The organism is Corynebacterium sp. SCR221107 (assembly GCF_027886475.1).
In the GTDB taxonomy this organism is placed as follows: domain Bacteria; phylum Actinomycetota; class Actinomycetes; order Mycobacteriales; family Mycobacteriaceae; genus Corynebacterium.
In genome coordinates this window covers 2,110,649-2,132,839 of sequence record NZ_CP115670.1, presented here as the reverse complement: position 1 = coordinate 2,132,839, position 22,191 = coordinate 2,110,649, and the positions used below count along the sequence as shown (strand labels likewise).

17 protein-coding genes are annotated in these 22,191 nt (G+C 60.8%); 4 read left to right on the top strand and 13 right to left on the bottom strand.

Going from position 1 to position 22,191, the window contains the following annotated elements:
• Window positions 1-140: 140 nt before the first annotated feature.
• Both PAB09_RS09130 and PAB09_RS09125 read right to left on the bottom strand, forming a co-directional pair.
• The gene (locus PAB09_RS09130; RefSeq protein WP_271033370.1) at window positions 141-1,025 is read right to left on the bottom strand and encodes an ADP-ribosylglycohydrolase family protein; all 885 of its coding nucleotides are present in this window, start codon (window positions 1,023-1,025) and stop codon (window positions 141-143) included.
• 149 nt (window positions 1,026-1,174) lie between these two features.
• The gene (locus tag PAB09_RS09125; RefSeq protein WP_271033369.1) at window positions 1,175-1,540 is read right to left on the bottom strand and encodes a zinc ribbon domain-containing protein YjdM; all 366 of its coding nucleotides are present in this window, start codon (window positions 1,538-1,540) and stop codon (window positions 1,175-1,177) included.
• 160 nt (window positions 1,541-1,700) lie between these two features.
• Here PAB09_RS09125 and PAB09_RS09120 point away from each other — a divergent pair, with 160 nt between their 5' ends.
• Window positions 1,701-2,573: a hypothetical protein gene (locus PAB09_RS09120; protein WP_271033368.1), complete on the top strand. Its 873-nt coding sequence runs from the start codon at window positions 1,701-1,703 to the stop codon at window positions 2,571-2,573.
• A gap of 955 nt (window positions 2,574-3,528) precedes the next feature.
• On the opposite strand, the gene PAB09_RS09115 is transcribed toward PAB09_RS09120, so the two are convergent.
• The 3 genes from PAB09_RS09115 to glnA form a co-directional block, all read right to left on the bottom strand.
• A complete protein-coding gene (locus PAB09_RS09115) occupies window positions 3,529-4,752 on the bottom strand; it encodes an HNH/ENDO VII family nuclease (protein WP_271033367.1) in 1,224 nt (407 codons plus the stop codon).
• A 54-nt stretch (window positions 4,753-4,806) separates the two neighbouring features.
• A complete protein-coding gene (locus PAB09_RS09110; RefSeq protein ID WP_271033366.1) occupies window positions 4,807-6,024 on the bottom strand; it encodes a hypothetical protein in 1,218 nt (405 codons plus the stop codon).
• A gap of 402 nt (window positions 6,025-6,426) precedes the next feature.
• Window positions 6,427-7,860 carry a type I glutamate--ammonia ligase gene (gene glnA, locus PAB09_RS09105; RefSeq protein WP_271033365.1) on the bottom strand — a complete coding sequence of 478 codons (1,434 nt, stop codon included), beginning with the start codon at window positions 7,858-7,860 and terminating at the stop codon, window positions 6,427-6,429.
• Between the two features lie 270 nt (window positions 7,861-8,130).
• Between glnA and PAB09_RS09100 the strand changes: the two genes are divergently transcribed.
• On the top strand, window positions 8,131-8,604 hold the full coding sequence (locus PAB09_RS09100; RefSeq protein WP_271033364.1) for an RDD family protein: 474 nt from the start codon (window positions 8,131-8,133) through the stop codon (window positions 8,602-8,604).
• Between the two features lie 99 nt (window positions 8,605-8,703).
• Here the strand turns inward: PAB09_RS09100 and PAB09_RS09095 are convergent, their stop codons facing one another.
• The 7 genes from PAB09_RS09095 to sucB form a co-directional block, all read right to left on the bottom strand.
• Window positions 8,704-9,474 carry a DUF4191 domain-containing protein gene (locus PAB09_RS09095; RefSeq protein ID WP_271033363.1) on the bottom strand — a complete coding sequence of 257 codons (771 nt, stop codon included), beginning with the start codon at window positions 9,472-9,474 and terminating at the stop codon, window positions 8,704-8,706.
• Between the two features lie 63 nt (window positions 9,475-9,537).
• On the bottom strand, window positions 9,538-10,584 hold the full coding sequence (gene lipA, locus PAB09_RS09090; protein WP_271035357.1) for a lipoyl synthase: 1,047 nt from the start codon (window positions 10,582-10,584) through the stop codon (window positions 9,538-9,540).
• Between the two features lie 53 nt (window positions 10,585-10,637).
• Complete coding sequence (gene lipB, locus PAB09_RS09085; RefSeq protein WP_271033362.1) at window positions 10,638-11,393, bottom strand: lipoyl(octanoyl) transferase LipB; 756 nt, start codon at window positions 11,391-11,393, stop codon at window positions 10,638-10,640.
• Between the two features lie 93 nt (window positions 11,394-11,486).
• Window positions 11,487-11,882 (bottom strand): glycine cleavage system protein GcvH, encoded by a 396-nt coding sequence (gene gcvH, locus PAB09_RS09080; RefSeq protein WP_271033361.1) that lies wholly within the window; start codon window positions 11,880-11,882, stop codon window positions 11,487-11,489.
• A 32-nt stretch (window positions 11,883-11,914) separates the two neighbouring features.
• Window positions 11,915-13,021: a glycine cleavage system aminomethyltransferase GcvT gene (gene gcvT, locus PAB09_RS09075; protein ID WP_271033360.1), complete on the bottom strand. Its 1,107-nt coding sequence runs from the start codon at window positions 13,019-13,021 to the stop codon at window positions 11,915-11,917.
• A 16-nt stretch (window positions 13,022-13,037) separates the two neighbouring features.
• Entirely contained in the window at window positions 13,038-15,923 is a 2,886-nt protein-coding gene (gene gcvP / locus PAB09_RS09070; protein WP_271033359.1) for an aminomethyl-transferring glycine dehydrogenase, read from the bottom strand.
• A 489-nt stretch (window positions 15,924-16,412) separates the two neighbouring features.
• A complete protein-coding gene (sucB, locus tag PAB09_RS09065; RefSeq protein WP_271033358.1) occupies window positions 16,413-18,461 on the bottom strand; it encodes a 2-oxoglutarate dehydrogenase, E2 component, dihydrolipoamide succinyltransferase in 2,049 nt (682 codons plus the stop codon).
• A 125-nt stretch (window positions 18,462-18,586) separates the two neighbouring features.
• On the opposite strand from sucB, the gene PAB09_RS09060 reads away from it, so the two are divergent.
• Window positions 18,587-18,985 (top strand): oxidoreductase, encoded by a 399-nt coding sequence (locus PAB09_RS09060; RefSeq protein WP_442873662.1) that lies wholly within the window; start codon window positions 18,587-18,589, stop codon window positions 18,983-18,985.
• A 64-nt stretch (window positions 18,986-19,049) separates the two neighbouring features.
• Here the strand turns inward: PAB09_RS09060 and PAB09_RS09055 are convergent, their stop codons facing one another.
• Window positions 19,050-20,591 (bottom strand): leucyl aminopeptidase, encoded by a 1,542-nt coding sequence (locus tag PAB09_RS09055; protein ID WP_271035356.1) that lies wholly within the window; start codon window positions 20,589-20,591, stop codon window positions 19,050-19,052.
• A gap of 194 nt (window positions 20,592-20,785) precedes the next feature.
• Between PAB09_RS09055 and PAB09_RS09050 the strand changes: the two genes are divergently transcribed.
• Window positions 20,786-21,886, top strand: a complete 1,101-nt coding sequence (locus PAB09_RS09050; RefSeq protein WP_271033356.1) for a branched-chain amino acid aminotransferase — start codon at window positions 20,786-20,788, stop codon at window positions 21,884-21,886.
• Window positions 21,887-22,191: the final 305 nt, after the last annotated feature.

Genomic DNA, 22,191 nt, shown 5'->3' with positions numbered 1-22,191 from the left:
TTAATCAACAGGTTTATTATTCATATGTAAAGTTAGGGCAGCCTAAAATTTGGTACTCACGGGGTGGTCTGTGAGATATCCCACTTTTGTGGCGCGGCCTTTGGCGCTATAGTTGTCCCCTCCGCGTGCATTTTTTTGCTTTACGACGCCACGGTTTCAAGCTCCACGAGCGCATACGCAAGCTCGCGCGCGTCACAGGTCCAATATTCCTCCGGGCGCGGGTGCGAGGTTGCAGGCCCCGGGCGAGCGTGATCCACCGCCTCACGCCAGGCAAGCGGGATGGCCTCCGCTCCGAAGAGGGCACCGAGCATCGCCCCCGCGATCGCGGCATTGGTATCGGTGTCCCCGCCACGGGCGATAACGTCTAAAAGTCCCTGCTCGAAGCTTCGCGCGTGGGCGACCTCGAAGACAGTGACACCAAAGGCAAGGTCCACAAAGCCCATGTGCGTGACAAAGTCCTCGGGCAGCTCCCGCTCACCGCCGAGCAACTGGACCAGCGCCATTCGACCGATGCCCTGGCGGATCTGCGTGGACAGCGCGCGGGCATAGCGGGAATTGAGCTCCACGCAGTGGGGGTGGATGTGGGTGAGCACACAATCGAGGGCGGCAATGCGGGCCGCCTCCTGTGGTTCAAAGGCAATGCCGATGGGGCTTGACCGCATGAGCGCGCCGTTGGCCTGGCTTTCGGGACTGTAGACGTCGGAAAGCAAAGCGGCACTGCACGTCGCGCCGATGTCGAAGGCATCTCGTGCCCACCTTTTGTAAGAAGCGAGGACATCGTCCTTGTCAAAGCCGCCGCGGCGCAGCAGGCTGCGAGCCAAGGCGAGGGCCATCTCGGTGTCATCTGTGCCTTGGCCTGCGATCAGCTTCCAATAGCCACCATCGTGCATAGTATGCAGCGTGCTGACGTCAATTTGGGACGGTTCCTTGAATTCAAAATGGGCGCCCTGATTGTCGCCGATAATCTGGCCGTACCAGGCGCCGAGGGCGCGGTCGTAGACCTCTTGGGAGAGTAATCCGCTCATGCCTTTACCTTAATAAGTCCACGCGACACGAAAACCTCGGCGATCGAGAAATCGGCCACAACCTGCGGACTCATGGATCTCGGAGGCGGAAAACCACCGCCAGCTGCACAAGATTGATCTATCGCGAGCAAAGATGCTCCCCGGGGTGACTACGCCTTTTTGACCACCGCGGGCTTGAGGCTCATCGCCCCGAAGCCGTCGATTTTACAGTCAATGCAGTGATCGTGTGGACCTGTGCCCTTGTCGGGATTGAGTCGAATTCCGCGGACCTTTGTGCCTGCCTTGAGCGGCTGGGAGGCGCCCTTGACCTTGACGGTGGTAGTGATAGTGACCGAGTCGCCCTCACTGAGGATATTGCCCACCGCATCCGTAATGAGGAATTCCTCCTCAGGTGCCGCCTCCTGAGGCCATTCGTGGCCGCACTCCGGGCACGCGAAAAGTGGCGGCATTTCATAGGTGAACTCGCTGCCGCACTCGGGGCAGGCTGGCAGGGCAGTGGCACTGGTGTCAGTCATACGAACACTGTAGATGACCACCGGCCGCAGCACCTGCCAGACAACGATAATTCCCGCAACGTGCCGGAAGGGCGGGTTCATTCCGTTGTCCCAGCAAACCAGTAGGGTTTCCCATGCTTTCTTTTCCTCAAACGCAAGGTTGCGCTCTAAGCTTGAACGAATGACCGACCACCCCACCGGCGCCTTTGCTTTCCGACGTCCACGGCTCGTTGGGCTCGCCGTTGCCGCAGCCATCGCGCTGACAGGCTGTGCTGCCACCACCGATAACTCCGCGCAGCGTGAAAGCACTCCCGCCGCAGTTAGCACTTCCTCCTTCGGCGAGGTCGCGCCGAGCCTTTTTAGCCAACCTGAGCCGGTCGACCTCGCCCGCATCGTGGCTGAACCCGACCCCCGCACCATCATCACCATTGTCGAAGACGACGGCGGCACCGCCACCACCGAGGGCAGCGATGAACCCATCGCCGCCTTGTCGCAGGCCAAGCTGTTTCTGGCCTATTGGGTCTTGCACCATGAGCCGGACGACACCGACCTGGTAGTCGATATGATCGAAAACTCCGACGACTCCATCGCCGATCAACTCGATGCCGAATACCCCACTGCCATCGATGACGTCATCGAAGCCTTCGGCCTCGATGAGACCGCCTACTCCGGTTACTGGGGTGAGGTGACCACCACCACCAACGACCTCGCTAAGTTCTTGCACCTCATCCGCGATGACGAGGCAAGCAAGCCACTCATGTACGCCATGGCCAACGTGGCACCGATCGCGGCCGACGGCTACCGCCAAAGCTATGGCACTGCCTTGCTGCCCGGCGTGGTCGGCACCAAATTCGGCTGGTCCGATGACCTCGCTGCTCACTCTTCGGCAAGCTTTGCCAACGGCTACGTCATCGTGGCCTACACGCTAGGCTCCGCCGACGACCTCAGCGAAGATGTCCTCGGCTCCGTGGAAATAACGATTGCCGGTTCCTCCACCGCCGCCGAGCCGACGCTGGGCGAAACGAACACCGCGGAATCGGCCATCTCCTCTTAACACGTGGGATTCGTCGGTGAAGACCAGGCAGTCTTTTTCATTCCTTGACTGCCGCACATGATGGCTACCGCCCTTGCCGCTAGTAAAGAAGGCTTCGAGCCTGACGCGGTTACAGCAGGCGATTGTGCGTGCTCACCACGTATTCAAGAAAAGACAGCAGTGCAATGGGGGGTTAGTGAGAATAGCTTCAAGATAGTCCCAATAGGTGGGCTGACTGAGTTTTCTCCAATATGGAAAGCAGCAAGAATCCGTGAGGGCGCCGCGCAATGATGAAATCTTTTGCTCAAGCGCGCAGGTTTGTAGACGAAAGAACTGGCTTGCCGCGCATCGATTTTGAGACCTCTGGGCGGTATGACGGAGAGGCTTGGGTAGTGTGTCCTTCTGATTCTGCTCCTGAGGGGCTACCTGCCCTCATCGTTTTCTCCAATGGCAAACTGAAGAGATTGACGATAGCGGATCGCGACGAAATGTGGAATTTGTGGATTCGATCTGAGGAGATTTAATGCGGTTGTTTGGCGAGTTATTTGACGCCAAGGGGTGCCACCGAACTTGATTGCTACCTGTAGCAAGATGAAAAGTTCGATTCTGACGTCGTAGAAGCCTACCGTGTAGACCTACTGAAGTGAATGAAGAACCTGATTTCCCGAACGCCTAGATGGACTTGAGCGTTGGCTCGTGCCCCCGCCCCCGCCGCCATTTATGGCCACTGCGCCTGGGGGGGTGCCGTCGGGTCCGTTTACTGCGGAGGTTTCGGATATCTATCACACCGGGCAGACCCCATTGATGCGTGAAATTAAGCCGTCTTTTTCGTGCCCGAATAGTCCTGCTGAGAGCACCTAGGAACGGTCGAGCAATGCGCGGTGTCGGCAGTCATCTTTTCCCTAAGCTGCAGGCACTCCTGCAGCACCGGGAACCTCCAAGAACTAGTCAGATCATGAAAAAAACATCGTGTGGCTTATTGCCCCGCGACCTGGGCAGCAAGTGTTTTCCAGAAGGCGGTTTTTTGTTTGGCCCATTCAGCGCCGTGATCAACGCCGGAATCCTTTGGGAAGGGGTGGAGGAGCTTATTGTTCTCCCCAAAGCGGTGTTCACTACTTGTGAGAATAGCTAGAGGCGCGTTGTTGGTTTGACCGATATGGTGGAGCTCGTACGGTGTTCCGGTGGCCGGGTCGATAGGTGCCTTACCTTGACGAGCAAGCTCTAGGTTGGTGTAACCCTTCGCATTCTTGAATTTCCAGTCAATCTGTCGAACCAGGGCAGTGCGTCCATTTACCATCTGCGCCCGAAGCCCAGCATTTTTAAACACTGTGTATGTTTCCTTTCGATGAAAAGCTCGGATGAGATCGAGAGGATACTTTGACTCTTTCTGGATTCTTGCAACTTCATTCAGCGAGAGTCCACCGCTGGTAGCCCCATGAAGAACCCAGGCCTTGGTTGCAGCACTTTTTATTATCCCGCCAAAGGCTCGCCACTTGAACGCGTTGCTGCCTTCAAGGGCCGCCTCTTTGAGGATGCGTTGAGGATCATCGCCCTCCATAGCAGAAACGAACGCAGCGATACCACCAGAGATTGCAGAATCTGCCAGTGCTGCAACAGTCCCTGACTTCGCTCCCGTGGCGAAGATGACGCTGATCGCAGGAGCACCGACACTACCAGCGACCGAGGCGATGGTCACGCTGAGGAGGATGACCCCTGTTCCCACGGCTACATTCTGGATTACCTTTTCTGTCGTATCATCATATTGTTCAAAGCTGTTTACCGTTGTTTTCCCTGCGGCATCGACACCAAAAACGTAGCGCTGCCCGTCAAATGCCTCATTAAGCTCCGCCAAAGTGAGGCCGAAATAAATGTTCTGACGCGAGTTATACGCGAGCTCATCGAGATATTCCTGCGAAACGTGTGTCGCCTGTACGTTTTCGACGGCATACTTGTCCGTGTCAATCAGAGACAAAACTCGGTCGTAGACAGAATCCTCAAGGTATTTTTGCACCTGGGGATCTTCGAGGCCTTTGAATTCGACACCGAGGTCAGATTTTTTGGCTGCAGCTGCCGGTTCCGAGGAGGTCGATTCTTGGACAGTGGAAACAGCCTGTTCAGGATTCTTCGCACAGGCACTCAACGACGCACAGAACATCGAAACAACGGCAACGCCACCGATTAGCGCTTTCGAAATATGCACCAGATGCCTCCAGATTGAGGTTGTGAGAAGCAAGACGGGAATAGGATTGAACGCTTAGGACGCCGATTGTTCCGAATCCACAACGGGACGAAGTCGGCGCCTCAGTGCTATCATTCCAAGGATCAATACAGCGGTGAGAATAACGCCACCAGCAGCTAATACGCCCCAATGCATACGTGGTGCTTCCCTGACTTCATCAGCAGTCGTCTGGGGATTTCTGGACGTAGACGAGGTACTGTCCTCCTGCTGTGTGTGAGGATCATTACCCTGCTCTTCTCGAGAGGCAGAAACAAGGTTTCCATCGGCGTCAATGATCTCGCCCGCCTCGAGCCGCTCGCGCACAGTTTGAATGTCGAGAGAGTTCACTACAGATGCTTTGAGGATTTGATCATTACCAACATAGATGCGCTTGGTAGTTGGTTCCTCAACATTTGAATCGCTTCGAACGGTGATGGTGTAAATGCCCGCTTCAGTAAATTCGGAGCCATCAGTCGCACTCCTATTGAAACGGGAGTCTTCTACCAGGCCGTCGCCCGTAGGATTGAGAATTTGCTTTTGAACGTTGACGGTCAAGTACCGGGATCCGGCGAGGTCAATGCGGAATCCATGCTCCGTGGCAGATCCGTTGTACAACTCGGCGCCGCTTTCCTTGTCAAAAAGGAATACCATCGAGTTGCTATTGCGAACCTTGAACCTAAAAAAGGTTTGATAATTGTTCAGTTTAGGGCGGAAGGGAATAGCGCTGGGCGACTTGATCTCATAATCAAGAGCTACTTCATAGTCTCCCTCTTCCAACACCTCTACCTTCGTATCAGCATCCACCGTGACACCCACTAAGTAATCCTTATAGATCTGTGGGCTCGTAGATTCGTTTTGATAATTTACGTGTTTGACAATAAGCGTCCCTCGGCCGAATTGGGTTTCACCGATTCCGAAATGCTCGTCATAGGCTTTCTCGTCATTGGCTATCGCCACTTCCGAATCGCCGTTGAGAGCATCGATGTTCTGTTTAAGCACGTAGGCAAGTGATACATCATCGCCAACATTTTTTAAAAAGACAGGTACCTCGCCATCTTTCCTGCTGGTGAAGCCTTGAACGACGAAACTACCGAGACTCCAGCCGAAATGGGGGTCATCCTTGGAAATCTGGTGAGTCTCCGAAAAACCTGTATCAAGTCCGGTATTTACAGTCGAGTCATAAAAATACTTATTAGATGAAGACGCAGGCTTAGGTTCTGTGGCAAATGCGGGAGAAAGAACATTCAAAGTCATGACCATGGTGCACGCTATTGCCATGAACTTTTGCGGAGCTCGAACTTTCATTGCGCAGAGACCTTTAGACGAGGGGATAAGTGGATGTAATTTGGCATGGCAAAATTACCATCAAATCAAGGGCCTGACCACCGAAAAGTAGACGGATCGGATGGTCAAAATGTGGGTTTGAGTTTATCCCACGAGGCTTGGACCTCAAACTTACTTAGCATTAGGTACCCACGTGCCGAAAACACCAAATCATAGGGCATACCCTTTGCCCTGCAGTGTGCCTACGTATCGTGCAAACTCGGCCGTTGCACGCCTGCAAGAACTGCGAGATTTATGGCGATAGCACCATCCTTGATACGCCAATGACCTGCACAGATATCATCTGTGCAGGTCATTGCTAGGGCTTCGAGATTAGCAGTCGAAGTACATCTCGAACTCCTGCGGGGTCGGGCGCAGGCGAACGGGTGCGATCTCGTTGTCGTACTTGAGCTTGAGGTAGGTGTCGAGCAGATCGTCGGTGAAAACGCCGCCGTCGGTGAGGAACTCGTTGTCCTCCTCCAGAGCCTTCAGGGATGCCTCGAGAGAGGTCGGTGCCTGAGGAATGGTAGCAGCCTCCTCCGGCGGGAGCTCGTAGAGGTCCTTGTCCACCGGAGCGTGCGGCTCGATGCGGTTCTTGATGCCGTCCAGGCCGGCCAGCATCATGGCAGCGAAGCCGAAGTACGGGTTGCCCGATGGGTCCGGAGCACGGAACTCGATGCGCTTTGCCTTCGGGTTGGAGCCGGTGATCGGGATACGGACTGCGGCGGAGCGGTTACGCTGCGAGTAGACCAGGTTGATCGGAGCCTCGAAGCCCGGGACCAGGCGGTGGTAGGAGTTCAGGGTTGCGTTGGTGAAGGCCAGCACAGCACCTGCGTGGTGGAGGATACCACCGATGTAGTAGCGGGCGATGTCGGACAGGCCTGCGTAGCCAGCCTCATCGTGGAACAGCGGCTTGCCGTCCTTCCACAGGGACTGGTGGGCGTGCATGCCGGAGCCGTTATCGCCAGCCAGTGGCTTGGGCATGAAGGTTGCGGCCTTGCCGTGCATGCGGGCAACGTTCTTGATGATGTACTTGAAGGTCTGCAGGTCATCGGCTGCGTGCAGCAGGGTGTTGAACTTGTAGTTGATCTCCTGCTGGCCGCCGCCGACCTCGTGGTGGTAACGCTCGATTTCGAAGCCTGCCTGCAGCAGGTACTTGGTCATGTCATCGCGCACATCCTGGGTGCCGTCGTAAGGGGCGACCGGGAAGTAGCCGCCCTTGACGCGGGTCTTGGAGCCCAGGTTGAAGGTGCCGTCTAGGTTGTACTCGTTGCCGCGGTTCCACCAACCCTCGTCGGAGTCGACCTCGTAGTGAGAGCCGTTCATGGAGGTGGAGTAGTTCACCTTGTCGAAGACGAAGAACTCAGCCTCAGCGCCGAAGAAGCAGGTGTCAGCGATGCCGGTGGAGGCGAGGTACTCCTCGGCCTTCAAAGCGACGGTGCGTGGGTCGCGGGAGAAGGGCTCGTGGGTAAACGGGTCGGAGACGAAGAACTTGATGTTCAAGGTCTTGGCGGCGCGGAAGGGGTCCAGCTTCGCGGTGGCCAGGTCCGGGATCAGGTTCATGTCGGACTCGTCGATGGTGGTGAAGCCGCGGACGGAGGAGCCGTCGAACGCAAGGCCTTCCTTGATAGCGTCCTCATCCAGGACGGAAGCCGGGATGGTGAAGTGCTGCTCGATTCCAGGAACGTCGGTGAATCGAATATCGACGAACTCGACGTTTTCGTCCTTGATATACTTCAGTACGTCTTCAGCGGTTTTAAGTGCCACGGTGACTCCTCGTGCGAGTGAAACATGGATTGTGTAGCGTGCAGAACAAGATTGTCGAATCTAATTATGGGCAAACTTGTACGCTTCATGCGTGATTCTACACTATACGGCGATAGAAATTCCGTTAGAAAGAACCATACATCATTTTCTATAGAGTGACCAAAAATTAGCCTATGCGAGCAATAAGTTGTGGTCTAAATCAATTTCTTGCCCCCGAAATCGCTGGTCGCGATGCCGGAGATGGCAGTATTGTTCGCTAGATTGGAAGCCATGTCTGATCCCAAACGTAGTTGGCTCGATGGCCCGGCCATCCCCTCTGAGGCAAGCAGTACAGAACTCCCAGCCTGGCCGGGTGAGAAACTGGGTCTACCCAAGCAAGGCACGGGCTCTTTAGCCTCCGTAGCCCGGCGCTCCGGGGGAGTGGCGATCGATTGGATCATATGTTGGATCGTTGCGGGGTTCATCAACATCTTCACCGACGTACTCGGTGGGACCTCCACGCTGACGCTGATCCTGTTTATCATCCTGGGAATCCTCAGCGTGGTCCTGTTCGCCCGCACGCCAGGCCAGGCGGTGCTGGGCATGGGTGTTGCCCGCATCGACGTCCCAGACGCTCGCGTCGGCGTTGTTCGTGCGATCGCCCGCACGCTGTTTACGATTTTCATCCTGCCGGCAGCGCTTGTCGACGTCGACGGCCGCGGCATGCACGATCGCGCCACCGGTACCGCCGTGATCCGCGGCTAGTTGCGGATTTTCCTACAACGACAAATGCCACCTCCAAGGAGGTGGCATTCTTTCTCTTAAGGAGGCAAGGTCCCATCATCGCGCAAGCGTGTGTGGTTCTTAGCCCTTGTTGTTGCGTTCAGCGGAGCGGCGGGCGCGGCGGTTCATACCGGCGATCTTGCCACCATTGGGCAGCGGTCCCTTCGGCAGGCCCTGGGCTTGGCGCTCGGCGACGGCGTCCATGGCCTCCACGCGCGCGGCGATCTGGTAGACCTCGTTTTTCTTGTAGCGACGCGGCAGCTTGGTGAGCGTGGTCTGCAGCTTCTTGAGCGGAACCTGGCCTTCGCCCTCGCCGACGAAGATCTCATCGACCGGCACGCCGGGGGCCAAGCGGTTCAGACGCTTCTTCTGCTGCGCCATCAGCGGCTTGAGGCGGTGCGGCTCGCCTTCGCCGACGAGCACGAATCCACTCACGCCGGCAACACGGTGGACGACATCCATGTGGGTGTTCATGGCCACGTTGGTCTTGGTGCGCCACGCCACCGCGAAGTTGGAGCGCAGGTTCTCTAACGCCCAACCAGCGGCGCCGCGCTGATCCGAGGCTCGGTCGTAGACGGAGTTTTGCAAACGACGACTAAACAGCCACATGGCCACCGTGGCGCCGACCAACAGGCCAAGCACCAGCATGAACCACTCGCCACCCCACAGCAATCCAATGAGGAAAAAGACCAGGCCGGTGCCCAAGAAAGCCGCCAGCATGATCGGGATCAGCGCCTTGTCCTGCTTGCGCTGGATGTTAAATGCCTGCCACACCTGCGACCAGGTTTGGCGGCGCTGCGCGCGTTTCGCCGCGCGCTCAGCCTTCTTATCTGCCTTATTCGCGTCTGCCATGGCACCTACAATAGCGCCCATTTCGGCAGAGCCTGAAATTAGTGGGCAAATAAACGGGGCTAATTAGCGCGAGTAGGCAACCGGGGTGTCCTGCGAGGGGCCGTACTTGTCCAGCAAGGTGGTTGCCTCCTGCGCGGTCGAACCAGCGGTGGTCTCCGCCAGGTGCGCCAGATGCGCGGGCAGCTGCTCACCGCGGGCTTCGAGCGCCTGGGCGTAGAGGCGGCCCGCGCGATAGGAGGAGCGCACCAGAGGGCCGGACATCACGGCACCGAATCCAAGCTCCTTGGCAAACTCGGCGTGCTCGACGAATTCCTCAGGCTTGACCCAGCGATCGATCGGGTGAAACTTCGCGCCTGGGCGCAGGTACTGGGTAATGGTAATGATGTCGCAGCCAGCCGAGTGCAGGTCCACCAGCGCCTCGCGGATCTCCTCGACGGTCTCGCCCATGCCGAGGATGAGGTTGGACTTGGTGACCAAGCCGAAGTCGCGGGCCTGGCGGATAACGTCCAAGGAGCGCTCGTAACGGAAGGCCGGGCGGATGCGCTTGAAGATGCGCGGCACGGTCTCAAGGTTATGGGCAAACACCTCGGGGCGGGCTTCGAAGACCTCCTGGAGCAGGTCGGGTTTGCCGGAGAAATCCGGGGTCAGGTTTTCCACGCCCGTGTTCGGGTTGAGCTCATGGATCTGGCGCACCACCTCGGCATACAGCCACGCGCCCTCATCGTCGAGGTCGTCGCGGGTAACACCGGTGATGGTGGAGTAATTCAGCTGCATCTCGCGCACGGACTCAGCCACCCGACGCGGCTCGTCGCGGTCGAGGGGATCCGGCTTGGCCGAGTTGATCTGACAAAAGTCGCAGCGGCGCGAGCAGTTGGCGCCACCGATGAGGAAGGTCGCCTCGCGGGATTCCCAGCACTCGTGGATGTTGGGGCACCCGGCCTCCTGACACACGGTGTGCAGGCTCGCCCCGGCGACCTTCTTCTTCATGTCCTGGTATTCCGGGCCGGTCTTCACGGCGGTGCGGATCCAGCGTGGCTTTGCCTCGATGGGGGTTTCGGAATTGCGTACCTCGACGCGGAGTAGCTTTCGTCCTTCTGCGGTAGTCACAATCAACGAGCGTACTCTGCGGGGGTATCCATCGTCGACTAGCCCGAATCTAGTGCCTATGACCTGCGCGGAAGACCCTTGGTGGGGTCGGGGGCGGAGTCAAAGGTGTGATCTGCGACTACAAGGCGTCCGGCCAGCGCGTCGTCTAGAGCATCCAGCAAGGGCGCGGTCATCTCCTCGACGGTGACCTCGCGGCCCAGCTCCTTCGACAGAGTGGTCACGCCGGCATCCGGGATGCCGCAGGGAATCACATAATCGTAGAACTCTAAGGTGTTATCGCAGTTGAGTGCGAGACCGTGCATGGTCACCCCGTGGGTAATGCGAATGCCCAAGGCCGCCACCTTGCGGTGCTCGGCCGGGGTGGCGCCGGGGATCCACACCCCGGAGCGGCCGTCAATGCGCCCGGCATCGACCAGGCCGGTCTGGCGTACGACCTGGATAAGGGCCTCCTCGAGGCGGCGCACGTAGTCGACCACGTCGATTGGATCGTCGAGCTTGATGATGGGATACATGACCAGCTGGCCTGGCCCGTGCCACGTGATGCGTCCGCCGCGGTCGACGTCGATGACGGGAAGGCCGTTGGTGGGGCGGTCCTCCGGCTGGGTGCGCTTGCCCGCGGTGTAGATGCTGGGGTGCTCGAGCACCAAGATGGTGTCCGGGATCTCGTCGGCGGCGCGCTGCGCCGCAAGCTCCGCTTGTAGGCCCCAGGTTTCTTGGTAATCCACCATGCCTAGGGTGCGGACCTCGATGGGGGCCTGGGAGGCGCGGATGGACTGGTCTGCGGGGAAGAAGGGTTTACGCGGTGCGGTCATGGTGACTTAGAATACTCGCTCCGAAAAAACGCCGAACGACGCCCACCGCCTGCTGGCCGCAAACCGGTGGACGTCGTCAAGCAAAAAAACGAATTAGGCGACGCCGTTAGCTGCGGCGTACTCCTCGGCGGTCATGAGCTCGCCTGCGGACTCGACTGCAACCTCGAACAGCCAGCCCTCGCCGAAGGGGTCGTTGTTGACCACGGCGTAGTCATCATGGATGGCGTCGTTGACGGCCGTGACGGTGCCGGTGACGGGGGAATAGATGTCGGAGACGGACTTGGTGGACTCCACCTCGCCGCACGGATCACCCGCGGTGACTGAATCGCCGACGGCGGGAAGCTCGGCGAAGACGACCTCGCCCAGGCGGTCGGCGGCCACGGAGGTGATGCCCACCTTGACGGTGGCGCCTGCCGCCTTGTCGGCGGTGGTATCGATCCACTCGTGCTCTTCGGAGTAGGAGAAATCTGCAGGAAGAGATGCGGACATGGGGTTTCCTTTCTGTGGTGTGTATAAAGAGGTTACTTCTTGCGCGAGTAGAACGGCAGAGCCACGACCTCGAAGGGGTAGCGCTTGCCGCGGATATCGGCCTCAAGCTGCGTACCCGGGGTTGCATGGCGCTTATCGACGTACGCCAGCGCGATCGGGTGCCCCAGCGTCGGCGACGGCTGCCCCGAGGTCACCTCGCCGACAAGCTCCTCGCCTGCGAAGATCTCCGCGTGGGCGCGGGCCGCGCGGCGACCAGTGGAGGTCAAACCCACCAGGACCCGCTGAGGCTCCGCCGCACCCTGCAGCGCCTGCTTGCCGACGAAGTCGCCTTCCTTCTTCTTGCCAACCAGCACGCCCAGGCCCGCGGCAATAGGGGTAAGTTCCAGCGAGAGCTCGTTGCCGTACAAGGGCATGCCCGCCTCCAGGCGCAGGCTGTCGCGGGCGGCAAGGCCTGCGGGGATGAGCCCTTGGGGCGCACCCGCGGCCAGCAACCTATCCCAGACGGTGCGCGCGTGTTCGTTGGGGATGAACACCTCGAAGCCGTCCTCGCCGGTGTAGCCGGTGCGCGCCACCAGCGCGTCAACGCCTGCGACGGTGGCCGGGGCGCAGGCATAGTAGCGCATCGAGGTAATCGCCTCGGCCTGGTCGTCTGGGACCTGAGTGAACAGAATAGCCTCGGCCCGGGGTCCTTGGACGGCCACGAGCGCGGTGGCCGTGGACTCGTCGGTGACGGTGACATCGAATCCTGCCGCGCGCTCGGCAAGGGCTGCGGCGACCACGGCGGCGTTGCCCGCGTTGGGCACGACGAGAAATTCCTGCTCACCGAGGCGGTAGGTGATGAGGTCGTCGATGATGCCGCCGTCCTCGTTGACGATCATCGAATACTTCGCCTTGTGCACCGCGATGGCGGACAGCTGGGAGATGAGCGCGTAGTCAAGAAACTCCGCGGCCTGCAAGCCGGTGACGCGCACTTCGCCCATGTGGGAAAGATCAAAAAGCCCGGCGGTCTCTCGCACCGCCTTGTGCTCGCCGAGCTCGGAGCCATACTTAAGGGGCATCTCCCACGGGCCGAAGGCGGTAAAGCTCGCGCCCAGATCCACGTGGGCCTGGTGCAGGGGGGATTGAAGCAGGTCGGTCATGGTGGGTTCTTCTTTCTTAGTCAATCGCGCCGGTGCCGTCGCCGTCCACGTCGAAGGCACCGGGCGGCGGGCACGAGCAGATGAAATTGCGATCGCCATAGGCCTCGTTGAGGCGGCGCACCGGCGGGAAGTACTTGTTGCCACGCGAACCGCGCAGGCTGGCTACCGGATAGGCGGCCTTGGCGCGGGTAAAGGAGTGGTCCCACTCATCCGTGGTGACAGACTCCGCGCTAAACGGCGCATGCGCCAGCACGGACTCCTCGTAGGCGCATTCGCCGCGCTCGATCTCGCGGATTTCCTCGCGAATGGTCTTCATCGCGGTGATGAAACGGTCCAGCTCGCCCAGGTCCTCGGACTCGGTGGGCTCGACCATGAGCGTGCCCGCCACCGGGAAGGACAGGGTGGGGGCGTGGAAACCGAAATCCACCAGCCGCTTTGCCACATCGGTGGCGGTCACCCCAGTGGCATCGGTGATCGCGCGCAGATCCAGGATGCACTCGTGCGCCACCAGCCCGTTGTCGCCGGTGTAGAGGACGGGGAAGTCCTCATTGAGAGAGCTGGCGAGGTAGTTTGCCCCTAAGATGGCGTGGGCGGTGGCATTGGCCAGCCCCTCGCCGCCCATCATGGCGATATATGCCCAGGTAATCGGCAGCACGCCCGCGGAACCATAAAGCGAAGAGGCTACCGGCACGCCGAGGGTGGGGTCGTCGGCGGCGAAGGGATCGGCCGCGGCCGGGTCGGTGGGCAGGAAGGGCACGAGGTGGCTTGCCACGGCAACGGGACCCACGCCAGGTCCGCCGCCGCCGTGCGGGATGGTGAAGGTCTTGTGCAGGTTCAGGTGCGAGACGTCGCCGCCGAACTCGCCGGGGCGGGCCACGCCGGCCAACGCATTGAGGTTGGCGCCGTCGATGTAGACCTGGCCGCCTGCGGCGTGGACCTTCGCGCAGACCTGCGTGACCGTCTCCTCGAACACGCCGTGCGTGGATGGGTAGGTGATCATGATGCCAGCCACATGCCCTTCGTGCTTGGCCAGCTTCGCGTCCAAGTCAGCCACGTCGATGGACCCGTCGGCGGCCGTGGCCACCACAACCACGCGCAGGTTCGCCAAGGCGGCCGAGGCGGCGTTGGTGCCGTGCGCGGACTGCGGGATCAAGATAATGTCGCGCTGATCATCGCCACGCGACAGGTGATAGCGGCGAATGGCGTTCAGCCCTGCGTATTCGCCCTGCGAACCGGCGTTGGGCTGCAGGGAGACCTTGGCGTAGCCGGTGATCTCGGCAAGCCAGGTTTCAAGGTCACCGATGAGCTCGCGCCAACCCTGCGTCTGCGAGGCCGGGGCGAAGGGGTGGATGTTGGCGAACTCCGGCCACGTGATCGGCTCCATACCGGTGGTGGGGTTCAGCTTCATCGTGCACGAGCCCAGCGGGATCATCGTGCGATCCAGCGCCAAGTCCTTATCTTTGAGGCCACGCAGGTAGCGCAGCATCTGAGTCTCAGAATGCACGGAGCTAAAGATCGCGTGGGTGAGCGTGGCGGTGGTCCTTGCCACCGTCGCGGGGATCGTTTCGTAAGTCTCTTGCGTGCCGACGTTCACGCCAAAGGCGTGCGCCAAGGCCGTAACGTCCGCCCAGGTTGCCTGTTCCCCGAAGGAGACCACAACCTTGTCCGCTCCGATAGCGCGCACGAGGTAGCCGGCGTCGGCAAGCGACTGCTTGATTGATTCGGCCTGGCCCGGCACGACCGCGGTGACGGTATCGAAGAAGGCGGCGTGTGCAAGCGGCACCCCGCCTAATTCCAGTGCCCGCGCGAAGCCCGCGGCGAGCTGGTTGACGCGGGTGGCGATGGCTTTCAGCCCTTCCGGCCCGTGCCAGATGGCATACATGGATGCGCACACGGCCAACAGCGCCTGGGCGGTACAGATATTACTGGTCGCCTTCTCGCGGCGAATGTGCTGCTCACGGGTCTGCAGCGCCAGGCGATACGCGGGCGCACCGGCTGCATCAACCGAAACACCGACGATGCGACCAGGAAGCTGGCGCTTGAGCGCGTCGGTAACGGACATGAATCCCGCGTGCGGGCCGCCGAAAAACAGCGGGACGCCGAAGCGCTGGGAGGAACCGACCGCGATGTCGGCGCCCAGCGTGCCCGGGGCCTCAAGAAGCTGCAGCGCCAACAAATCGGTGGCCACCGTGGCAAGTCCGCCGCGGGAATGAATATCCTCAATAAGCCCGCGAATGTCGCGCACCTGACCCTCGGTTCCGGGGTAGGCGATGACGATGCCCACCAGATCGTCGCCGACGATGCCTGCGGAGAGATCGGCGATCTCCACCTCCAGCCCGATCGTGCGCGCCCGGGCGGTGGTCACGCTCAACACCTGCGGGTGCAAGGCCTCGTCGAGAATCACCCGGCGCCCCTTGCGCTGCGCGCGACTCATCAGCCCCACGGCCTCTGCTACCGCGGAGGCCTCATCCAACAGGGAGGCATTTGCCACCGGCAGGGCCGTGAGTTCCTCGACCATTGTCTGGAAATTCAGCAAGGCTTCAAGGCGTCCCTGGGAAATCTCCGGCTGATAGGGGGTATAGGCGGTGTACCAGCCCGGATCTTCGACGACATTGCGGCGGATCACCGGCGGGGTCAACGTGTCATAGAACCCCTGGCCGTAAAAAGCCTTGAGGACCACGTTCTTGTCCGCGAGCTCTCGAAGGCGAGCGTTCGCCTCGTGCTCATTGAACACCCGCCCCAGCGATGGTGCACCGGCGGCACGAATGGAGGCAGGCAGCGTCTTATCGAGGAGGGCTTCGAGGGTGGGAAGGCCAAGCCGATCAAGCATCACCTTCCTCTCTCGCTCATCGGGGCCGATGTGGCGGTCCACATAAGAATCAAAAGAGACAGGCAGCGTCATGAAAGGTCTTACTCCTTGTGAGAAACGCCCCCTCGCACAGGGCAACAATTATCGACCCTGCGCGGGGGGGATGAACCACAAGTGATTATAGGTGGAAGTGACCAACAATTGCCCCCTTTTATTCCCCAATTTTCCACCTCACACAGTGGACTCTGGTCCTGCCATCCCCGACGAGTACGGTCACCACGGTGATTATCGAGCAGGCCTGCCGCCTACAAGATTCGGCGCGAGCGTCACACCGCGCAAATGTTACAGGCACAATCATCCCGATGCCGAAGATACCGAAGATAATGGAAAGCGCTGCATCGTTGTGTTGAGGATTCCGCGCCGCTATTTCTATTGCCGTGGTGTGTGGGCAAGAGGTGGAAATAGCGGAGCGCCCGACGGGAAACCGAACGGCCTCGTCGTGCGGGTGACCACTGTGACCGGCGGCCGCGGCAGAAATGACCAAAGGGGCGCCGCGAAGCGACGCCCCTTGTGGATTAGTGCCTATGAGAGCTCGAGCTCATCGATGAAGTTGCCGGTCTCCAAACGATCCTTGATCGTGGTGGTGAAGCGTCCGGCATCCGCGCCGTCGACGACCTGGTGGTCGTAGGTGAACGGGATGTAGCACATCTGGCGGATAGCAATGGCGTCGGCGCCGTTTTCGGTGACAACCACGGCACGCTTCTGAATAGCAGCGGTGCCCAGGATGCCCGCCTGCGGCGGAACCAAGATCGGGGTATCAGACAGTGCGCCCTCGGAACCAATGTTGGTGATGGTGAAGGTGGCGCCGGTCAGATCGTTCGGCTTCAGCTTGTTGTTGCGGGCCTTGTCAGCCAGCTCGACAATAGCCTTGGCGATCTCGACCAAGCTCAGGTTCTGTGCCTGGTGGATAACCGGAGTCAGCAGGCCACGCGGGGTGTCCACGGCGATAGCAACGTTGACGTCGGCGTGGTAGGTCATTTCCTTCGTCGCCGCATTGTAAGAAGCGTTGACGTTCGGGTGCGAAACCAGAGCCTCAACCGTTGCCTTGACGAAGAACGGCAGGAAGGTGAGGTTGATGCCGTGCTTGGCCTGGAAGGCCGGCTTGTTTGCCTTGCGCAGATCCGCGATGGCGGTCATATCGACTTCCTGCAGGTGAGTCAGCTGAGCCGAGGTCTGCAGCGCCTCCACCATCTTTGCGGCGGTGATCTCGCGGATGCGGTTGACCTTCTGGGTGGTACCGATGAGCTCAGCCTTGGCCGGGTCAACGGACTTGGTGGACCAGTTCGCACGCGGGTTAGCGGCAGCAGGCGCTGCGGCGGCGGCAGGAGCCTCGCCCTGACCGGCCGCAGCGAGCACATCCTGCTTGCGGATGCGGCCGCCGACGCCGGTGCCGGTGATGGTGGAAAGATCAATGCCGTGCTTGTCGGCGAGCTTGCGCACCAGCGGGGTCACATACGGCACGTTGTCGTTGTTGACCTTCTTTGCCGGTGCCTCAACCTTAGCGGCAGGCTCGGCGGCGGGTGCCGGTGCCGGAGCTGGCTCCGCGGGGGTTTCGACCTTAGCGGCGGGCTCAGCAGCCGGTGCCGGTGCTGGCTCCGGGGTAGCAGGTGCCGGTGCGGCAGGGGCTGCGCCAGGCTGGCCGACACGAGCGATGACCTCGCCGACGTCGACGGTGTCATCCTCGTTGGCGAGGATCTCCAGGATCACGCCGGCAACCGGGGAAGGAACCTCGGTGTCGACCTTGTCGGTGGAAACCTCCAGCAGTGGCTCATCGACGGCGACGGTGTCGCCGACGGACTTCAGCCACTGGGTAATGGTGCCTTCGGTAACGGACTCGCCGAGCTCAGGCATGACCACGTCGGTGGACTCGCCACCGGCAGCAGGCGCAGCCGGTGCGGCAGGAGCAGCGGGGGTTTCGACCTTAGCGGCGGGCTCAGCAGCCGGTGCTGGCTCCGGGGTAGCAGGTGCCGGTGCGGCAGGGGCAGCGCCAGGCTGGCCGACACGAACGATGACCTCGCCGACGTCGACGGTGTCATCCTCGTTGGCGAGGATCTCCAGGATCACGCCGGCAACCGGGGAAGGAACCTCGGTGTCGACCTTGTCGGTGGAAACCTCCAGCAGTGGCTCATCGACGGCGACGGTGTCGCCGACGGACTTCAGCCACTGGGTAATGGTGCCTTCGGTAACGGACTCGCCGAGCTCAGGCATGACCACGTCGGTGGACTCGCCACCGGCAGCAGGTGCAGCCGGCGTGGCAGGAGCAGCGGCCTGAGGCGCGGGTTCTGGTTCGGCGGGAGCAGCGGCGGCAGGAGCCTCGGCGGCTGGGGCTTCGCCTGCCTCGCCGATGATTGCGATGACCTCGCCGACGTCGACGGTATCGTCTTCGTTAGCGCGGATCTCGAGCAAGACGCCAGCAACCGGGGAAGGAACCTCGGTGTCGACCTTGTCAGTGGACACCTCCAGCAATGGCTCGTCGACGGCGACGGTGTCGCCAACGGACTTCAGCCACTGGGTAATGGTTCCCTCGGTTACGGATTCGCCCAGCTCGGGCATGACAACGGAGTGCGCCATTGTTAATTGACTCCTCAAGATAGTGCCGTATAAACGTTTGTACTCTCAAAGATTACCGTTTTATGGCGTGCGGTGTGGCTTTCAGGGGGACAGTGAGAAGACTTTTTGACCCTAGAATGTGTAGCGTGTTCGGATTCTTCAATAAAAAACGCAAGCCCGCCAATCCCAACGTCGCCCGCAACGCGACAGAGTCGGTGCGCCCGGAGGATCTGGCATACCTGAAGAAGTGGTCGGATGAACGCGCCCTCGTGGAAGGTTTCATCGAACCGGCCACGCTGGTCAATGAGATGTCGATCGTGCTTGTCGACGTCACCGGGGAGTCAACCCGTCGGCGTATCGGTGGCGCGAAAGGCGTGGACGTTATCGCGCGCGAGCTTCAGATTCCCATCTATGACGTGGAAGAAACCGGCTATCCGCAGCGCATGCGCGATCGCATCGAGTATGAGCGCCTTATGCGCAAGCGGGAAGAACGCAGGCTCATGCGCGAACAGATGGAGCGCGAGAAGGAACAAAGAGACCACTAAGAACACACCGCGCCCCGGAGTGTCTACCGGGGCGCAGTGCAGGTGGGCGTGAAGCCTACGGGCGTTATTCGCTTTCCGACGCGATGTCGGCCAGCACCTTGAGGAAGGTGCGCACCGGGACACCGGTCGCACGCTTGGGGGTGTAGCCGTAGGCGGCGGAGGTGTTATAGGCAGGGCCTGCGATGTCCACGTGCGCCCACCGGATTCCCTCGCCCACGAAATGCTGCAGATAGCAGGCGGCCGCGAGCATGCCGCCGTTACGCGAGCCGGTCACGTTGCGGATATCGGCCACCGGAGACTTCACAGCCTCAGCGATCTCCTCCGGCAAGGGCATGGCCCAGGCGTTCTCGCCGACCTCACAACCGGCGGCTGCCACCTGATCGCGGAAGGTGTCGGTGCCCATCACGCCAGAGGTGCGCTCGCCTAGGGCGACCAACTGGGCGCCGGTTAGGGTTGCGGTGTCGATGAGGTAGTCGGGCGCGTCTTGGCTAGCGCGCGCCATGGCGTCGGCAAGCACGAGGCGCCCCTCGGCGTCGGTGTTAAGGATCTCGCTGGTGATGCCGCCGAAGTGCGTAATCACATCGCCTGGTCGATAGGCCTTGCCACCCGGCATGTTTTCCGCCAGCGGGATCGTGGCGGTGACCTTGACGTTGAGCTTGAGGCGCGCGGCGGCTAAGACGGTGGCGACAACGGCCGCCGAACCACCCATGTCGGAGATCATGTTGTCCATCGATGCCGGGGGCTTGAGCGAAATGCCGCCGGTATCGAAGGTGATGCCCTTGCCCACCAAGGCCACGTGCTTGCGCGCGCCCTTCGGCGACCACGACAAACGCACCAGGCGCGGTTTGCGCGAGGAGCCGGAGCCTACGGCAACAATGCCCCCAAAGCCCTGCTTCTTGAGCTCCTTGTAGCCTAAGACCTCAACGTCCACACCGTGCTTATCGGCCAGCTGTGCGATCGTCTCGGCATAGGTCTCCGGATACAGGTGTGAGGAGGGGGCGTTGACCAGATCGCGGGCCACGCACACCGCGCGTGCGGTCGCCTTCGCGGTGCGGAAAACCTCTTGCGCCTCCGCACGCTCGTCGACAAACACCACCCGGCCCAGTGGGGTAGTGGACCCCTTCTTGCTGCGCAGGCCCGGGTACTCATAGGCGCCGAGAATGAAGCCTTCAACTACGGGGCCGAGGCCAAAGGCGCCGAGCGTGGTAGCCGCCGTACCGACTCCCTTGAGGGCGCGTGCGGCCGCACCCGCTGCGCGGCGCAGGCGCTCGTCGTCAAGCTCCTCGGCAACACCTAAGCCCACCGCGACGACGACATCGGCCTCCATACCCTCAACGGCGGGGACGCGGGTGACCTGCTCCAACTTGCCTGTGGCGCCGACTGCGGCCAGAAGCTCCCACACCGCAATGTCCACCGATTCGTCGAAGCCCTCGAAACCTGCACCCGCCACCTTCGGTGCTGCCAGCTCGAGGCCATCCTCGCCCGCGAATACGCCAACAACCAGCGCATCATACTCCTCGGGAAGCGTTGCCGAAAGCGCAAGCTTGGTCACCGCGCCCTTTCCCGGCAGCGACAGCTTTTCCTTCGCATCCTTGCCCACGTGCATTGCCTTTCTCACGAATCCCCTCACGACCAGCACGAGCGCCGGCCGGCGGGGAATAAAACTCGAATAATCGACGCCTCCGCGGCGCCCTAGCGGAGACTACACGCGTGGGCGCCGACACAGCGACAGGTAATTCCTAGAGTAAACGAATGCCCAAAAACGTGCGGAGGGCTGGCAGAGGTGTACCTTTAAAAAGCATGACGGACCTGAACTTTGTTGTAGAAAAGACCGACCATCCCACCGCCCCGGAGAAGCTGCAAGAAATTCTCGCTAACCCGGGCTTTGGCAAGCACTTCACCGACCACATGGTCACCATCGACTGGTCGGTGGACAAGGGCTGGCACAACGCTAAGGTCAGCGCCTACGCGCCGCTGACGCTGGACCCGGCAACCAGCGTGTTCCACTATGGCCAGGCCATCTTCGAGGGCATCAAGGCCTACCGCCACGCCGACGGTACCGTCAAGACCTTCCGCCCGGAAGCCAACGCTGCTCGCTTCCAGCGCTCCGCCCAGCGCATGGCCATGCCGGAACTGCCCACCGAGCTGTTCCTGGAATCCCTGCGTCAGATCGTCAGCATCGATCAGGACTGGGTTCCTGCCGCCGGCGGCGAGGAGTCCCTCTACCTGCGCCCGTTTATGATCTCCACCGAGGCTACCCTGGGCGTTCACCCTTCGACTTCTTATAAGTACATCGTTATCGCATCACCGGCCGGCGCCTATTTCTCTGGTGGCGTCAAGCCCGTGTCCGTCTGGCTGTCCGAGGACTACGTACGCGCATGCCCGGGTGGTACCGGCGCCGCCAAGTTTGCCGGCAACTATGCAGCATCCCTGCTGGCTCAGGCCCAGGCTTCGGAGAAGGGCTGCGACCAGGTCGTCTGGCTCGATGCTATCCAGCGCACCTACATCGAGGAGATGGGCGGCATGAACCTCATGTTCGTCTTCGGCAAGGGTGCAGACGCCCACGTGGTCACCCCGCAGCTGTCCGGCTCCCTGCTGCCGGGTGTCACCCGCGACTCGCTGCTCCAGGTGGCTAAGGACCTGGGCTACACCACCGAGGAGCGCCTGGTCTCCACCCAGGAGTGGCACGACAGCGCCCTGTCTGGTGAGATGAGCGAGGCCTTCGCCTGCGGCACCGCAGCCGTGATCACCCCGGTCGGCTCCGTCAAGTCCAAGCACGGCGACTACGAGGTCAACGGCAACCAGGCCGGTCCGATCACCATGCAGCTGCGTGAGAAGCTCACCGGCATCCAGCATGGCACCGAGGAGGACACCCACAACTGGATGTACACCCTCGTCTAGCAGGTGCTTGCCGACGTCTACCGGCCCGCACGTGGCAAAGGTTGTCTCCTTTGAGCGCGGATCCTTTTTGGGGTCCGCGCTTTTTTGGCGTCTTGCCTTGATATCGACGTGGCTAGTTTGCTGAGAGCGTGATAAGTCCTATCGGTATGGCGGTTTTTATTTATAGCGACTTTAATGGCTGGCCGTAGGCCTACCTTTACGCGTGCAACCACTTTTCACCGCCCCACGTTATCCACAGGCCGGTGCTGAGAAACACTCAGAATGCAGGGTTATCCACAGGCATCCCGCCACACGGTTGGCACTGC

Bases quoted from the DNA above. Each gene is read 5' to 3' on its own strand.
- PAB09_RS09125 (WP_271033369.1), bottom strand. From the start codon at position 1,540: ATGACTGACACCAGTGCCACTGCCCTGCCAGCCTGCCCCGAGTGCGGC.
- PAB09_RS09050 (WP_271033356.1), top strand. From the start codon at position 20,786: ATGACGGACCTGAACTTTGTTGTAGAAAAGACCGACCATCCCACCGCC.
- gcvP (WP_271033359.1), bottom strand. From the start codon at position 15,923: ATGACGCTGCCTGTCTCTTTTGATTCTTATGTGGACCGCCACATCGGC.
- PAB09_RS09100 (WP_271033364.1), top strand. From the start codon at position 8,131: ATGTCTGATCCCAAACGTAGTTGGCTCGATGGCCCGGCCATCCCCTCT.
- sucB (WP_271033358.1), bottom strand. From the start codon at position 18,461: ATGGCGCACTCCGTTGTCATGCCCGAGCTGGGCGAATCCGTAACCGAG.
- lipB (WP_271033362.1), bottom strand. From the start codon at position 11,393: ATGACCGCACCGCGTAAACCCTTCTTCCCCGCAGACCAGTCCATCCGC.
- gcvH (WP_271033361.1), bottom strand. From the start codon at position 11,882: ATGTCCGCATCTCTTCCTGCAGATTTCTCCTACTCCGAAGAGCACGAG.
- PAB09_RS09120 (WP_271033368.1), top strand. From the start codon at position 1,701: ATGACCGACCACCCCACCGGCGCCTTTGCTTTCCGACGTCCACGGCTC.
- gcvT (WP_271033360.1), bottom strand. From the start codon at position 13,021: ATGACCGACCTGCTTCAATCCCCCCTGCACCAGGCCCACGTGGATCTG.
- PAB09_RS09095 (WP_271033363.1), bottom strand. From the start codon at position 9,474: ATGGCAGACGCGAATAAGGCAGATAAGAAGGCTGAGCGCGCGGCGAAA.
- PAB09_RS09055 (WP_271035356.1), bottom strand. From the start codon at position 20,591: ATGCACGTGGGCAAGGATGCGAAGGAAAAGCTGTCGCTGCCGGGAAAG.
- PAB09_RS09110 (WP_271033366.1), bottom strand. From the start codon at position 6,024: ATGACTTTGAATGTTCTTTCTCCCGCATTTGCCACAGAACCTAAGCCT.
- PAB09_RS09130 (WP_271033370.1), bottom strand. From the start codon at position 1,025: ATGAGCGGATTACTCTCCCAAGAGGTCTACGACCGCGCCCTCGGCGCC.